This is a genomic window from Acinetobacter sp. MD2(2019), assembly GCF_035615615.1.
Lineage (GTDB): Bacteria > Pseudomonadota > Gammaproteobacteria > Pseudomonadales > Moraxellaceae > Acinetobacter.
Genome location: NZ_VTDU01000001.1, coordinates 56,018 through 71,739 on the forward strand (window position 1 = coordinate 56,018; position 15,722 = coordinate 71,739).

Below are 15,722 nucleotides of genomic sequence, written 5' to 3' on the forward strand. Positions count from 1 at the left end.
GCTTTTGGGCATTGTAATCTTAGAATAAAAAAGCGGGAAATTCCCGCTTTTTATGTCTAGCTTTAAGAAAACTTAATCGCCATGAATGCCAGTTAAATCTACAGAAGATGCATCGATATTTACATCAATATAACCATCTTTCTTTTTCTTGGCCAAATCACTACGGCTACGCTGTAAAGCATCTAAATAGTTTTCATCGATGTCGCCTGTCACATAAATACCATCAAAAACAGAGCAGTCAAATTCAACCACTTCTGGTACTTTTGGAATGCGAATGGCTTCTTTTAAATCTTCTAAATCTTGGAAAATTAAGCGATCTGCACCAATAATTTCACGGATCTGCTCAACACTACGATTGGAAGCGATTAATTCATTTTTGGCAGGCATATCAATCCCGTAAACATTCGGGTATTTGACCATTGGCGCAGCAGAGGCAAAAAAGACTTTCTTCGCACCCGCATCGCGCGCCATTTGAATAATTTCGTTACAAGTCGTTCCGCGTACAATCGAATCGTCTACCAACAAAACATTTTTGCCCTTAAACTCAAGTTCAACGGGGTTAAGCTTTTGACGCACCGATTTTTTACGCTGCTGCTGACCCGGCATAATAAACGTACGCCCAATATAACGGTTTTTCATGAATCCTTCACGGAATTTCACACCCAATACATTAGCAAGTTCTAATGCTGAGGTACGGCTGGTATCTGGAATTGGAATTACCACATCAATATCGTGTTCTGCAGTCCATTCATCCAAAATACGATGGGCCAACTTTTCACCCATTTTAAGACGCGCTTTATACACCGAAATACCATCGATGGTGGCATCTGGACGAGCAAAGTAAACGTATTCAAAAATACATGGGAAATATTTTGGATCGCTTGCGCATTGCTTAGAGAATAATTCGCCTTCAGCGTTAATATAAATTGCTTCGCCCGGTGCAATATCACGCTCGACTTTAAAGCCGAGCGCTGTGATCGCTACCGATTCAGAGGCAATAATATATTCTTTTTGCCCTTGCTCATTTTCGCGTGAACCATAAATTAATGGGCGAATACCATTTGGATCGCGGAAACCAACCAGTCCTTGACCTGTAACCATTGCCACGACACCGTAAGCACCACGGCAGCGCTGATGTACACGATGCACCGCATAGAAAATATCTTCGGCGGTTGGATGTAGCGTTCTAAGTTTTTGTAATTCGTGCGCAAACACATTTAACAAGACTTCTGAGTCAGAATCTGTGTTCATGTGGCGCAAATCTGTTTCAAACAAATCTTGGCGAATTTCATCGGCATTGGTTAGGTTACCGTTGTGTGCCAATGTAATCCCATACGGTGAGTTTACATAAAATGGCTGCGCTTCAGCACTACTTGAAGAACCAGCGGTTGGATAACGCACATGTCCAATACCATAATTACCCTGCAAGGCGCGCATATGGCGCGTATGGAAAACATCACGAACCAAACCGTTATCTTTACGCAAGAAAAGACGTCCATTGTGACAGGTTACAATCCCTGCTGCGTCTTGCCCACGATGTTGCAACATCGTTAAAGCATCAAATAACAATTGGTTAACTGGAGCTTGTCCAGCAATTCCAACAACACCACACATAGCAACCTCGCAAAAAGCTTGGATTAATTAAAAGGGTTTTCTGCTGAATGACCAGATTCATGTTTATTAGACGTAATCTGATCAGGTTTTTCTTCAACAGAAGAAGTTTCACTCGGTGATTTTCCTTGGTTCATATGCTCAATTGTATCACTTGCAATTTCTTTAGAAAGCTCGGTTGCCAACGGCGCATACGGTAAAAGCGTTTGCACCATTTTTGACTGCTTCCAAGATTGGGCGGTTTGCACCCACGGTTGCACACCTTGCATGGTGATTAACACAATCAATAAACTTTTTAATGAACCAAAAATACCACCAGCCAAACGGTTAAGCGGCCCTAACTTCAGTGAACTCAGTAATTTATTAAAAATTGCCGAAATTAACCAGGTTACAACCACAATAATTAAAACAATAAAAGCAAATGCAGCAATTTTTTGCACCACTGCATCATGGCTTAATCCTGTCATATATGGCGCCAAATCATTTGTATATCGCGCACCTAATATCAGTGCGCAGATCCAGCCGATTAGGTTGGCCAAGGATTTTATCAGTCCTTGTCGCAAACCACCTAACCCCCCAATGATCAATACAATGAATAAGACAATATCAATGACATTCATATTTATGCTGTATGCATCGCCTTTACACTGTCCTGAATTAATTTCGGACCTGTATAAATAAGACCACTATAAAGCTGCACCAAACTTGCGCCCGCTTGCTGTTTTAAATGGGCTTGATCGCCAGATAAAATACCACCCACACCAATTAATGGAATTTGATTTTTTAAAACGGCGGCAAAACTTTTAAGACAGGTTGTGCTTTTATCGAACACAGGCGCACCCGACAACCCACCCGCTTCTTTTGCAAAAGGCAAGTTTTCTACGCCATCGCGCGAAAGTGTGGTATTGGTGACAATCAGACCATCAATTTTATAGGCTAAAAGTTGTTTGGCGATAAAGGCAATATCATCGGTGGTTAAATCTGGGGCAACTTTAAGAACTAAAGGAACGTAGTGTCCATATTCTTCAGCAAGTTCTGCTTGACGTTGCTTTAAGGTTGCAAGTAAATGCGTTAATGCTTCACCGCTTTGTAAACTGCGTAAGTTTTTTGTGTTGGGAGATGAAATATTAACAGTGACATAAGAGGCGTAATTATAGACTTTTTCGAGGCAGATTAAATAATCATCCACGGCATTTTCAACTGGCGTGTCGGCATTTTTACCAATATTAATACCCAAAACACCTTTAAAACGCGCAGCTTTTACATTTTCAACCAGCTTGTCGACACCGTCATTATTAAAGCCCATACGGTTGATAATTGCTTTGGCTTTTGGAAGTCGAAATAAACGAGGTTGCGGATTACCCGCTTGAGGACGTGGTGTAATGGTTCCAATTTCAATAAAACCAAAACCTAATGCAGCAAGTGCATCAATATACGCGCCATTTTTATCTAAACCTGCAGCCAAACCCACAGGATTAGGAAATTCAATGCCCATACACGTTACGGGTTTTGAAATAAATGCGGCGTTCACAAGGCCGATCTTATGTCCGGTTTTCAACCAAGATAATGTAAGATCATGCGCACGCTCTGGTGCTAAGGAAAACAACAAAGGGCGAGCCAGAGAATACATCATAACGTCATCAAGTCTATAGATTTGAGTTTGGCTTATTATAGGCATGACAATAAAAAAACGCTATGCTCTACAACGCTTTATTTATACGTTTCGTAACTAACTCGATGCTAATTCAGTCAATAACTTTGATATTTCATCAATTTGAGAAAGCGATTGTACTTTCTCAAATTTAAACTGCACTTAAACCGATGGTATAAATGACGCTTGTTGCGTAGATAAGCCTTGTGCAATCACAGCTTGTTCATAGATACGTGCTTCAGCCAAGGCAAATGCATGGAAGTTTTGCTCAAGCAAAATCTCTTCGATATACGCCACAACATTCATATGACACACCACCACAATCGACTCGTAAGGCAATTTAGACAACCATTCAACAGCAACTTCAGCATCATCATCGGGTTTAATTCCATCGCAAATTAAAACAGGTACATCTGTAAATTGCTGCTGAATATGCGCCAATGTTTCTTGGGCACGCAATAGCGGACTCACCACAAAAACATCGGGCTGGACTTTTTGCTGAACAAAGTGCGCCGTTTGCTCCGCTTGTTGATGCCCTCTTGGCGTCAGCGGTCGTTTAATATCGTTCCCATTTATTGCAGGTGCGGCTTCGCCGTGGCGAACCAAAGTAAGTTGCATATCTAACCCTAAAACAACAAAAGTTTAAAAAGAATAATTCAGTAATATTTAACGATGTTTACAGTTGCTGATGTGGCAGCACAAATTCAACATCACTGCGGTGGCCATTTTTCATTAAAGCCAAAGCAATAGATAAAGGCGGCGCATTTTCAAAAATCACCTCATACAATGCATTGGTGATTGGCATATACACATCGAGCGCTTTTGCACGGGTACGCACTTGCACAATGGTATTTATGCCTTCAGCGGTTTGGCCTAATTCTTCAGTGGCTTGTTGTAACGTTTTGCCTTTACCCAAAGCAAAACCAACCTGATAGTTCCGGCTTAACGGACTATTACAGGTCGCGAATAAATCGCCAACCCCCGAAAGCCCTAAGAAGGTTAGTGGATTTGCACCCAGTTCAACAGCAAAACGGCTCATTTCAGCCAAGGCACGCGTTAAAATCATGCTGCGGGTATTTTCACCCACGTTGTGTGCAACCGCCATTCCCATGGCAACAGCATAAATATTTTTGAGCGCACCACCTAATTCCACACCATGCACGTCATCGCTTGCAAACACTCGAAATAAAGCGCTATGTAATGCCTGCTGCACGGCAGAACGGACCAATTCTGAATGGCTTGCAATTACGGTGCCTGCAGGCATGCCGGCCATAATTTCTTTGGCCAAGTTTGGCCCAGACAGCACACCATAAGGAATTTCAGGCAATTCTTCACGGATAATTTCAGTCATAAAACAAAAGGTTTCTGCCTCAATACCTTTGGTTAAGGAAATAATCGCTTGTGCAGAAATAAATGGCTTTATTTTTTTAATTACACTTCTAAACGAATGGCTTGGAATGGTCACTAAAATTAAATCGCACTCACGCACAGCCTGTTCTAAATCTGAAAGGACATTTAAACGTGCATCGAGTGGGTAATCTGGCAAATATTTTTTATTTACATGGGTTTGCTGCATTTCTTCTGCGGTTGCTGCATCACGAATCCACAATTTGGTCTGGCAACCGTTTCGTGCTGCCAAGTTGGCAACTGCTGTCCCAAAGCTACCGCCACCTAACACAGTCACACGTAATGCTGTAGTTTGGTCGGTATTTGACGGCTGGACTAAATCTGCAAAGTTCAATTCTGACATATTTTTACTCTTATCTTTTACGCGTCTGACCAAGTGCTAACGAATTCATCAATATTGATTTTTTGTCGGGCTGGCATGTGTTTATCTGCTGTACCAATATAGATAATTCCAGCAATTAAGTCTCTGTGTTGCAAACCTAAAGCGTGTTTTAACGCATTCGATTCACTCACCGCACCAGTGCGCCAAATACTCGCAAAACCTTGCGCTTGTAAAGACAATAAGAAATTTTCGATGACCGCGCCAGAACTTAAAATTTGCTCGTAATGTGGAACTTTTGCATGATCTTGCAAAGTGGTTAATGCCAAAACCAACAATGGCGCACGAAAAGGATGATTTTTCACCCGATCAATCTGCACCGGATCCATTTCAGTACTGGCAAGTGAGTTTGACAACAATTCGCCAAAAGCAGCTCTTTTTTCAGAAGGAATAATAACAAATCGGGTTGGTTTTAAACGATGATGATCTGGCGCAGCCAAAGCTGCCTCAAAAGCCAAAGCCAACTGCTGTTGATTAGGTGCAGGCGCAACCAAATGCCCCACCGATTGTCGCTGACTAATGGTGTCATGAAGTCTATCTACAAGCGTATTCGTCATGAATTTTTTCATCTTTCTCATTTAAACCTGACCGAGTAGATTAGCATATTCTAAAAATTGAACTCTAGATAAATCGGTAAATTTTAAGTATTTAAGACGTAACCAAACTTGGTTTTCAGGCAGCATATATAACTAAGTTCTCAAATATTTAATACAATATAAGATATGGGATATTCAAGTGATCTCCGACAAGCCCACTACAGTTCACTTCGTGATAATATTCAAAACTTATAAGCATTTTAAAAGCTCTACTGCCTGGTCCCAACCATTCACAGCAGCTTTTTCTAGCCACTGTTTTGCTTTAGTTTGATCTTGTTTGACACCTTTGCCTTCTAAATACATTAAGCCTAGGCTCCACTGTGCTGCCCCAATTTCTTGTTCCGCAGCCTGAGTATATAATGCCAAAGCCTTTGATAAATCTTGTTCAACCCCTAAACCATTTTCGTACTTATCTGCAAGATTATTGATTGCAGGCGCAAAGCCTTGTTCTGCCGCACACGTATAAAAATGCACCGCCAATGGATAAGATTGTTCGGTTCCATCCACACCGTCCTCTGAAAATACGCCCAACATATAGGTTGCAGCTAAGTTTCCCTGCATTTGTAAGGATTCTAACAAAGCTGATGTCAATTCTGTTTCAACATATACAGGCTCTTTCGACCAATAGCTAGCCCAGTTGTATTGTGCAAGTAAATCTCCGAATTTGGCAGATTGCCAAAACCAATCTCGCCCTCGTTTTGGATCTTTTTCAATACCATTTCGCCCTAAACTATAGTCCACACCGAGTTTAATTTGTGCAGGTGTATTTCCCAGTTTAGCGGCAAGTTCAGGATCAAGTAGCGGAATGCCTTCTGGTTCTTCTTCAACATCATCGTCAGATTCTTCAATCTGATGAATAATTTCTGTTTCTTCGAGTTTACCGCCCAAGGACCAAAGTCAAAGCGTCCTTCTACCTGTGAAAATACATGTACCATGTAATCATCTATTGCAGTTTCTGGGTTTGACAAAATATAGAGTTCGTTTTCAAAATCACCATTTTTAACCCAATAGATGTTTTGATCATAGTCATAACAGGTAAGCAATAAATCATATTCTGTTTGTTGTCCTCCTGGCTCACGACTATCTAAAAATACACGGAGGTTTGGAAAGCCTTTTACTTTGTATTTTTGGGGTACTTCTGCATGTTCCTCTTCATAGGCATAAGGTATTCGACTCACAATGCTTTGAATAACTTTTTTCTTATTTTTTTACCTAAATAATCATCAAACGATTGCCAACTTGTTGGCTCACTAATTAAGGTTTGCCCCCAAATTGGTGTTGAAGAGTCTGTACAAATTACTCCCCCTAAATTACGACACATACCATGAGAAATGGATTCTCTAATATTACCCACAGCATAAGCAGGAAGAGTAATCCAATATATTCTTTCATTTATTAAAAAAAAAGGATAAAAAACTATCTCAGAACTTTCAGCAAAAGACTCTCTAAATGCCACTTGATATTTTAATTGTCTATTTTTAAGTTGATTAAATGTTTTAGGAAAAAAATCCTGCATTGATTCAATAAGCCAATTAAAATCATGATTTTTTAGAATATTCAGACACTCGATATCTTCTGAATATAACTCACTATTTTCAATGTAATATAATTCTCTGTCCCTTATAGCAGCGTAGGAATCAACAATATAATCAAAATCATTTTCTAATTTTTTAATATTATAAAATGCCATATTCAATCTCACTTATTTTTTACTTGGTTTGCATCAATAGCTTTTTTAACTTTTGCTCTCATCTGTTTTTGAATATCCGCTAATTCAGCCTTGTATGTGGGATTAACATTTGTGCCTTTCCAAGTATTCCAACCACCACTAACTCCATTTTCAACTAGATTACATTTAGAGGAATTACACGATTGTAACATAGGCTGTAAATTCAACTTATCATTAATCAAGGCATTCTGGAGATCTTTTGGTAGATCAGTAAACCCTCGTGTTTTCTTAAAGACATCCTGAGGTAAAATATGAATTGCCAAAAATAAAACTCTATTCTGCATATTTCAGGCAAAAAAAATCTCAACCAAAGGATTGAGATTTTTTATTTTTCAAAAGCTTAGCAGTAACCGTCTAAACGTGTCAGCGGCAATTTTTGTCCAATGGCTTTTTCAATTTCAGGTAAAGAAAAAGCATCATCTTCAGACAAGAAACTGATACTCACACCGCGCACACCAGCTCGGCCAGTACGACCAATACGATGTACATAATCGTCCGACTGTTCAGGCAAGGTGAAATTAATGACATGCGAAACGCCATCGACATGAATTCCACGTCCTGCAACGTCTGTTGCAATCATAATGTTATTCACGCCATTTTTAAATTGGTCTAACATTTTCAAGCGTTTGTCTTGTGCAATTTCACCAGAAAGCATAACAACTTTATAACCATCACGTTTTAAATGATCGTACAGATGACGCACTTGATCGCGGCGGTTGGCAAAAATCATGACTTTATCAATCGGTTCTTGCGCCAAAACATCTTTTAACAATTTGTATTTATCTTGCTTCGCAACCATATAAACGCGTTGTTCTACGTCTGCATTGGTCTTTTTCTCGGGTTCAATTTCTACCGTAACCGGTTCAAATAACCATTGACGTGCCAAGTTCAATACATCATAGCTAAAGGTTGCAGAGAACATTAGGGTTTGACGTTGTTCTTTGCGAGGTGAATAACGCACAATGCGTTTAACCGCAGGAATAAAGCCCATATCTAATAAGCGATCGGCTTCATCAATGACCAAAAACTCAACTTGATCTAACCAAACTTCTTTTTGTTCCACAAAATCGATTAGGCGTCCTGGTGTTGCCACGATAATATCTACAAATTTTTGGTCTAGCTGTTTTCTTTGTTTGTCAAAATCGACACCACCCAAAAGTGTCACCACATTTAAATTGCTAAATTTGGCTAAAAATTTGGCATCACTTTCAATTTGTAATGCAAGCTCACGCGTTGGCGCCAAAATAAGCGCACGCGGCTCGCCACGAAAACGCTGTTCTTGAATAGGATTATGTAATAAGTCATTCATAATACTAATTAAAAAAGCAGCAGTTTTACCAGTACCTGTTTGTGCACGCCCAATAGCATCATGCCCTGCAAGAGTAAATTTTAAAACCTTTTCTTGAATTGGCGTCATTGAAGTAAAGCCAAGCGCATCAATCGCTTGTTTTAACTGTGGGTGTAAATTTAAGGTTTCAAAACCAGATGGCATAAATGAGTTGCCCCATGTCCACTTTAAAATAAGAGCTTATTATAAACAAAAATCTTAAAGAAATTTATTTATTTTTCAAGGCATTGATTTTACATCATTCGTATCTAAAAATACCGTTTAACAAATACAATCTGTATTTCCAATTCTTACAATAACATTATTTTTTTCAACAAGATAAAAAATCACTTAACACGAGTCAGTACACCACAATCCATTTGCCACAGCTCATCGGCAAAATAATCGGCATCTTCTGGGTCGTGTGTCACTAAAATAATTGGCAGTTGGTTTTCACGGATAATATCACGCACTAGCTTACGCATTTCTTGTCTTAAGTTTTGATCTAAAGCCGAAAATGGTTCATCTAAAAGCAACAGTTTTGGCTGTGCCGCAAGCGCCCGAGCCAAAGCCACTCGCTGCTTTTGCCCGCCAGACAATACCTGCACATAACGATCTGCAAGGTGTGCCAAGCCGACTTTTTCTAACCAAATTTTTGCAATGGTTTCAGCTTTTTTTTGACGTAAATCCCAAATTGACGGGTTATGGGCTAACGCAATATTTTGCGCAACGGTTAAATGTGGAAAAAGTGCGAACTCTTGAAATAGATACGATATTTTGCGTTTTTTAACGGCTATATTAATTTTTTTTTCGGTATCACAAAATAGTTGCCCTTGAAAATAAATGTGTCCCTGTTCAGGTTGTGTCAATCCTGCCAAGCACTTCAAAAATTGCGTTTTACCTGAACCAGAAGCACCCATAATCACAATAGATGAAGAATTAGAACACAATTGGCTTGCTAAAATACGCTGGGTTCTTTTTGTATCGGCATATTTTACAATGTTCAGATCGTATTGCATGGACGCACTCATCATTGTTTCCAGTGACGTTTATTTAATGCTTTAACCAACATTAAAATACTAATACAGACGACAGAGATGATCAGCACCAAATACGCCGCTTGCTCGTTATTTCCCGCTTGAACGGCCTCCCAAATACTAATGGAAATCGTTTGGGTTTTGCCCGGAATACTGCCTGCAATCATTAAGGTTGCGCCAAACTCACCTAAACTACGCGCAAAACCGAGTAATAGCCCCGCCACCACAGAATCCCAAACCATTGGCAAAATAATTATGAATAAGGTCTGTGCAAAATTCAGCCCCATAATTTTACTGGCATCTAAAATATTTTGTGGAATTTGCTCAAAGGCCGCTTGAATGGGTTTAAACACCAACGGAAAAGTCACCAGTGCTGCGGCAGCAATCGCACCATTTAAACTAAACACCATTTGAATGCCAATACTTGCAAGCCATTGCCCCAAAGAACTATTACTACCAAAACATACCAGCAAGTAGTAGCCCAAAACCGTTGGGGGCAGCACCATCGGTAAGGTTAAAATGCTTTCAAGCAGCGAGGTAAATTTATTACGTACACGAAAGAAAAATGCCGCAACAATCACACCTAAAATAAAATTGACCACGGTCGCGCAAAAGGCAACCTTTAAGGACAACCAAAGTGCAATCCAAATGGCATGCAGTGCATTTAAATCCATAACCTGATCGATTTATTGAAAACCATACTGACGTAAGATGTTTTGCCCTTCAGCACTTTTAACATAACGAATAAATTGTTGTGCCTGTTGAACATCTTTAGAGGTTTTTGTCACAGCAATCGGATAACGAATCGCAATTTCTGTCGGTACTTTAAAAATCACACGCACTTTACTTTTTTGACTTAACACATCGGATGAAAATACAAACCCTGCTTGGGTTTCAGCGCGTGCAACATAATCTAAAGCTTGACGAACATTTTGTGTGTAAATCATTTTGCTTTGCAGATTATTCCAAAGTCCTTGTTTTTGTAGAGTGGCTTGCGCGTAACGACCTGCGGGCGTATGTGCAGGATTGCCCAGCGCAATATGTTGTATATCATTTCTTGTTAAATCTTTTAAAGATTTCACGAGCACTGGTTTTTCTGTAGACGTAATCAGAACAAGGCTGTTATTGGTAAAATCGGTTCGTGTTTGTTGTTGTACTAAGGCCATTTTTTCAGCATCGTTCATGGTTTGTTCATCGGCGCTGGCAAAGACATCAATTGGCGCACCATAACGGAGCTGTTGCAATATGGTACCTGAAGATCCAAAAGTGACATTCACTTTGGTATTTGGATTTTGCTTTTCAAAGCGTTGAGCCATAACTTTAAATGCATCGGTCAGACTTGCGGCGGCGGCAACTGTAATTTCAGCGGACCACGCAGTCGATTGTAAAAGACAAATCCCCAAACCTAAAAGCAGATGTTTTTTCATTACGTCAACACTCATGTTGTATCAATAAATAGTTGCAGTTCCTCTTGAATTAAGCATATTAGCTTTCTACGCGTTCATGCTTACACTAAAGCGTGTCAATCGCTTACCACTGCACAGAGCAATTTAGCACAAAAATAGTTAAGAAAAACAATTAATCTTGCGGTTACTTTACTCTATAAGATTCTAATGTTTTGATATCATTCATATTCACAAAATAGCTTTCATCTTCAAATAATACTGCTTCAGCATGCACTTGCGATAACCAACGACGAATACTGTGCTTTTTTTCTGTGCTTAAAAAATGGTTCAAATGCGGCAATAAATCGCGCTTAAATAAAAAAATTACAGGATAAATTTGCGTGCTCGTTTTTGCATAAACAGCATTCAAGTGTTTGCTCGTTAACGCATTAAATAGCGTTTGCAACACTTGTTTTGAAATAAATGGAGAATCGCACGGAAGCACTTGAATTAAGTCGACCTCTGCTGGAAATTGCAAACAACTACTATAAACCCCACCCAGTGGCCCACAATTTTTCCAAGGCGCTACATCGAACCAAACATCGACTTGTTTTTGTTGATAGCGCTGAATATCTTGATTGGCACTCACCGCGACATAGGCGCATTCTGCTTTAAGCAACGCCAACATAGGATCGATTAAATCGCCATTTCTAAATGGTATTAATCCTTTGTTTTGACCGCCCATTCGCAGCCCTTGTCCACCGGCAAGAACCAATCCACCTAATACCATAACGCATCATTCCATCTCATCTGTATTTTCCTTGCAATTACATCAGCGATTTATGCGCTGTAATACTTTAAGCAATCGCTGAATTTAATATAATACATCTGCAAAAGTATTTATCACTTTAAAAAGATTGCATGTCTTTTGTTGGTTATTTCTACATTCGGACCAGTATTACTTTTTATTAATCTTATGCAATTTGATAAAATCATTGGCTTGGAAAATCTCTAAATTTTGCGTATTACAGCCAATTTAACTAGAATTCCAACAACACATTTTTCTGTAATTTTAAAATTGTACCGTAGTTCTAAACACCGGTTACGGCTGCTCAACACTTTCTAAAACTTATTGATGATTCAAATTTAAGGCTTTAACTTACATGATTGACAGTAAAATTTTGGCAGATCTCTCTTCGCATACCCCAATGATGCAGCAATATTTAAAAGTAAAAATGGCACATGCCCATGCTTTACTTTTTTATCGTATGGGCGATTTTTACGAATTATTCTTTGATGATGCACAGCAAGCTGCCAAAATTTTAGGAATTACATTAACTCACCGTGGTAAAACCAATGGTGAACCCATCCCTATGGCGGGTGTTCCCTACCACGCCGCTGAAGGTTATTTGGCGCGTTTAATTAAAGCTGGTCAAACTGTTGCCATTTGTGAACAAGTCGGTGAAGTGACCGGTAAAGGCCCTGTCGACCGTCAAGTCGTGCGAATCTTAACCCCCGGCACACTAACCGATGATGCGTTACTGGGTAACTATCAATCGTCTAACTTGGTTGCTATTTCCATTCAGCAAAACCAAATTGGTCTGGCACTCCTCGATTTAAGCGCCAGCATTTTTAAAGTTCAACAACAAGAATTTAAACCCGAACAATTGCCGCTTGAATTAGCCCGACTAATGCCAAGCGAAATTTTAATTGATGAAGATTTAGTCGATCAAAATATTATCGAGCTGATTAAAAAACAACTCGACTGCCCAATTAGCAAACGTCCGAACGTCGACTTTAACTTAAATAATGCCAAAAAAACCTTATGTGACCAATTTTCGGTGGGTACACTTGCAGGCTTTGGCATTGAGCATTTGCCACTGGCTCAAGCTGCTGCCGCAGCACTGATTCATTACGCCAAAGAAACCCAAAAAACAGCATTACCTCATATACGTTCTATTCAAGTCGAACACAGCCATCATTTTATTGCGCTCGACCCTGTTACACGGCGCAATTTAGAAATTATTGATCCCTTATTTGAACACGGAACATCACTCTTTCAACTGGTCAACCACAGCCAGACAGCCATGGGTGGACGCTTACTTAGCCGCACCTTAATGCAGCCCATTCGCGACACGAAAATTCTAGATCAACGCTTAGATGCAATTGATCGAATCATGAATAACTATGCAGAAGCCAATCTGCGCGATGTCCTTAAAAACATTGGTGATATTGAACGTGTGCTGAGCCGTGTGGCCTTAGGCAGTGCTCGCCCTCGCGATTTAGTCTTATTGCGCCAAGCCTGCGCCGAAATTCCAGCTTTGCGTCAGAATTTGAGTCCGCTATTTAAATCAGAATCTTGCCTATTAAGAAATCTAGATGAGCAATTGGGTGACTTTAAAGCTTTGCATCAACAACTCATGTCCGCCATTGTAGAGCATCCACCAGTATTACTCCGCGATGGTAATGTCATTGCCGAAGGCTATGATTCTGAACTAGATGAACTACGCAAAATTCGCGATCATGCCGGACAATATTTGGTCGACTTAGAAGTTCAAGAGCGCGAACGCACTGGCATTAATACGTTAAAAATCGGCTATAACCGTGTAAGTGGCTATTATATTGAACTGACACGCGCCCAAGCAGAGCTTGCCCCTGCCGACTATATTCGACGCCAAACACTTAAAAATGCAGAGCGGTACATCACACCTGAATTAAAAGGCTTTGAAGATAAAGTCTTATCGAGCGAGTCGCGCGCATTGGCACGTGAAAAAATGTTATTTGAAACTTTGCTTGAAACATTACGTGAAAATATTGCCAATTTACAAATGATGAGTGCCGCAATTGCCCAAATTGATGTTTTAAGTAACTTTGCACATTTGGCACGTTTATACCATTGGTCACGCCCAAGCTTTAGCCCAGAAATTGGCATTAAAATTGTGGCAGGCAGACACCCTGTTGTCGAAGCACTCAATAAAGCGCCGTACACGCCAAATGATACCTTGTTAGATTTTAATCACCGCATGGCGATTGTGACTGGACCCAATATGGGCGGTAAATCGACGTTTATGCGCCAAACCGCTTTAATTTGTTTACTGGCATATTGCGGTAGTTTTGTGCCGGCACAATCGGCAGTATTGGGACCCATCGACCGAATTTTTACTCGCATCGGTTCAGCAGATGATCTTTCAACCGGTAAATCAACCTTTATGGTTGAAATGACTGAAACCTCACAAATTTTGCACCACGCGACCCATCAATCGTTGGTGTTAATGGATGAAGTTGGTCGCGGCACCAGTACTTACGATGGCTTATCTTTAGCGTGGGCATGTGTGGTCGATTTAACCAAACGCATTAAATGTTTATGTCTTTTTGCAACACATTACTTTGAACTGACCGAACTGGCCAAAGAAACTGGCATTGACAACTACCACGTAACCGCCAAAGAAATTAATGGAAATTTAATTTTGTTACATAAAGTCCAACAAGGGCCTGCGAGTCAAAGTCATGGTTTACAAGTGGCGAAACTTGCCGGTATTCCAAGCAATGTGATTAAAGATGCGCAAAAACGCTTACATATTTTAGAAAAGCAACAGCAGCAACATTTACAACACGCCGTACAAAATGACTTGTTTGCAGAGTCAAATCAAACCGCTCAGCCAATGGAACCCATGATTATAGAAAAAGTGGTTGAGGTGGAAGTTGCTTCACCCGTTGCTCAATTACTCAGCCAGTTAGATATCGACAATTTAACCCCAAGACAAGCCCTTGAACAGTTGTACGAGCTAAAAAAGCAACTGTAACAAAATAAAAAGAGAGCATGTATTGCTCTCTTTTTATTTAGAAATCATATTTTTAATAACCGCTACACATAGATGATGCATGCGATAAATTAGGCCCCCATGTGCGGTAACCTTGCGTATCAATATGAATTTGGCCAGAAGCATATAAGCCCACGCCCATATTCAAGCTTTGACCATATTGATACCAAAATTGGCAGATTTTATATTTGGTGTCATCAATAAAGCTAAAATCTGAACCTTTTGGATATTGCGGTCCAATTCTAAAATCTATGGCCGAATTAAATAAATGCCGCGATGAGGTTGCCCCACCCGCACAGCGATTGGTCGGCAAATCACGATACACCGAAGTGACCTCAAAATCTGTTAAGACTTTGGTGGCAATTAAATATTTGAAAACGCGCAAGGTCGCAATTTGGTTATTCCATAATTCTCGATTGGGCACGGCATATTCGTCTACACCACATTTTTGCCAATCTCGTGCGGTACGTAACAACTCAAAAGAAGGAATAATACTGCCTACGTTGTTTTTTGCTAAAAACTGTTCATATTCATATACACGTTGGCGATGGTCACCTACAGACAACCATTGCACGTAAGATTCAGGTACAACTTTTTGTGGAATTGGTCTTTGGGTTGATACTTTCTCTTGAGGAATTTCAATGCGTGTTCCTGTCTGAGAATAATTATGCCCTGCTTGCTGTGTCGTTGTTGTCGTACAACTCGCCAAAAAAACCGTTGTGACGCTTGTAAAAATAAGCGACTTATATGCAGCTTGAGTCATTAGAAATAAAGTTAGA

Annotated in this window: 16 protein-coding genes; 1 reads left to right on the forward strand and 15 read right to left on the reverse strand. The window is 40.0% G+C overall.

Annotated elements, in window-relative coordinates:
* Positions 1–72 precede the first annotated feature (72 nt).
* The 14 genes from purF to mobA form a co-directional block, all read right to left on the reverse strand.
* Positions 73–1,614 (reverse strand): amidophosphoribosyltransferase, encoded by a 1,542-nt coding sequence (purF, locus tag I2F62_RS00260; RefSeq protein WP_324625025.1) that lies wholly within the window; start codon positions 1,612–1,614, stop codon positions 73–75.
* A 23-nt stretch (positions 1,615–1,637) separates the two neighbouring features.
* Positions 1,638–2,231, reverse strand: coding sequence for a CvpA family protein (locus tag I2F62_RS00265; RefSeq protein ID WP_324625026.1), 594 nt, complete (start codon positions 2,229–2,231; stop codon positions 1,638–1,640).
* Between the two features lie 2 nt (positions 2,232–2,233).
* Positions 2,234–3,244 (reverse strand): quinone-dependent dihydroorotate dehydrogenase, encoded by a 1,011-nt coding sequence (locus I2F62_RS00270; RefSeq protein ID WP_324625027.1) that lies wholly within the window; start codon positions 3,242–3,244, stop codon positions 2,234–2,236.
* Between the two features lie 180 nt (positions 3,245–3,424).
* Positions 3,425–3,880 carry a phosphohistidine phosphatase SixA gene (sixA, locus tag I2F62_RS00275; protein ID WP_324625028.1) on the reverse strand — a complete coding sequence of 152 codons (456 nt, stop codon included), beginning with the start codon at positions 3,878–3,880 and terminating at the stop codon, positions 3,425–3,427.
* 58 nt (positions 3,881–3,938) lie between these two features.
* On the reverse strand, positions 3,939–5,012 hold the full coding sequence (locus I2F62_RS00280; RefSeq protein ID WP_324625029.1) for an NAD(P)H-dependent glycerol-3-phosphate dehydrogenase: 1,074 nt from the start codon (positions 5,010–5,012) through the stop codon (positions 3,939–3,941).
* Between the two features lie 17 nt (positions 5,013–5,029).
* The gene (locus I2F62_RS00285) at positions 5,030–5,605 is read right to left on the reverse strand and encodes a nitroreductase family protein (RefSeq protein WP_324625030.1); all 576 of its coding nucleotides are present in this window, start codon (positions 5,603–5,605) and stop codon (positions 5,030–5,032) included.
* 228 nt (positions 5,606–5,833) lie between these two features.
* Positions 5,834–6,532, reverse strand: a complete 699-nt coding sequence (locus I2F62_RS00290) for a tetratricopeptide repeat protein (RefSeq protein WP_324625031.1) — start codon at positions 6,530–6,532, stop codon at positions 5,834–5,836.
* A gap of 286 nt (positions 6,533–6,818) precedes the next feature.
* A complete protein-coding gene (locus I2F62_RS00295; RefSeq protein WP_324625032.1) occupies positions 6,819–7,334 on the reverse strand; it encodes a hypothetical protein in 516 nt (171 codons plus the stop codon).
* 8 nt (positions 7,335–7,342) lie between these two features.
* On the reverse strand, positions 7,343–7,636 hold the full coding sequence (locus I2F62_RS00300) for a hypothetical protein (protein WP_324625033.1): 294 nt from the start codon (positions 7,634–7,636) through the stop codon (positions 7,343–7,345).
* A 77-nt stretch (positions 7,637–7,713) separates the two neighbouring features.
* On the reverse strand, positions 7,714–8,865 hold the full coding sequence (gene rhlB, locus I2F62_RS00305; protein ID WP_324625034.1) for an ATP-dependent RNA helicase RhlB: 1,152 nt from the start codon (positions 8,863–8,865) through the stop codon (positions 7,714–7,716).
* A 182-nt stretch (positions 8,866–9,047) separates the two neighbouring features.
* Positions 9,048–9,719 (reverse strand): ATP-binding cassette domain-containing protein, encoded by a 672-nt coding sequence (locus tag I2F62_RS00310; RefSeq protein WP_324625035.1) that lies wholly within the window; start codon positions 9,717–9,719, stop codon positions 9,048–9,050.
* 11 nt (positions 9,720–9,730) lie between these two features.
* A complete protein-coding gene (gene modB, locus I2F62_RS00315) occupies positions 9,731–10,411 on the reverse strand; it encodes a molybdate ABC transporter permease subunit (protein ID WP_324625036.1) in 681 nt (226 codons plus the stop codon).
* 12 nt (positions 10,412–10,423) lie between these two features.
* A complete protein-coding gene (gene modA, locus I2F62_RS00320; protein WP_324625037.1) occupies positions 10,424–11,164 on the reverse strand; it encodes a molybdate ABC transporter substrate-binding protein in 741 nt (246 codons plus the stop codon).
* Between the two features lie 163 nt (positions 11,165–11,327).
* The gene (gene mobA / locus I2F62_RS00325) at positions 11,328–11,912 is read right to left on the reverse strand and encodes a molybdenum cofactor guanylyltransferase (RefSeq protein WP_324625038.1); all 585 of its coding nucleotides are present in this window, start codon (positions 11,910–11,912) and stop codon (positions 11,328–11,330) included.
* Positions 11,913–12,285: 373 nt separating this feature from the next.
* Between mobA and mutS the strand changes: the two genes are divergently transcribed.
* Complete coding sequence (gene mutS / locus I2F62_RS00330; protein WP_324625039.1) at positions 12,286–14,925, forward strand: DNA mismatch repair protein MutS; 2,640 nt, start codon at positions 12,286–12,288, stop codon at positions 14,923–14,925.
* Between the two features lie 52 nt (positions 14,926–14,977).
* Here the strand turns inward: mutS and I2F62_RS00335 are convergent, their stop codons facing one another.
* Positions 14,978–15,706, reverse strand: a complete 729-nt coding sequence (locus I2F62_RS00335; protein ID WP_324625040.1) for a D-Ala-D-Ala carboxypeptidase family metallohydrolase — start codon at positions 15,704–15,706, stop codon at positions 14,978–14,980.
* Between the last annotated feature and the right edge of the window lie 16 nt (positions 15,707–15,722).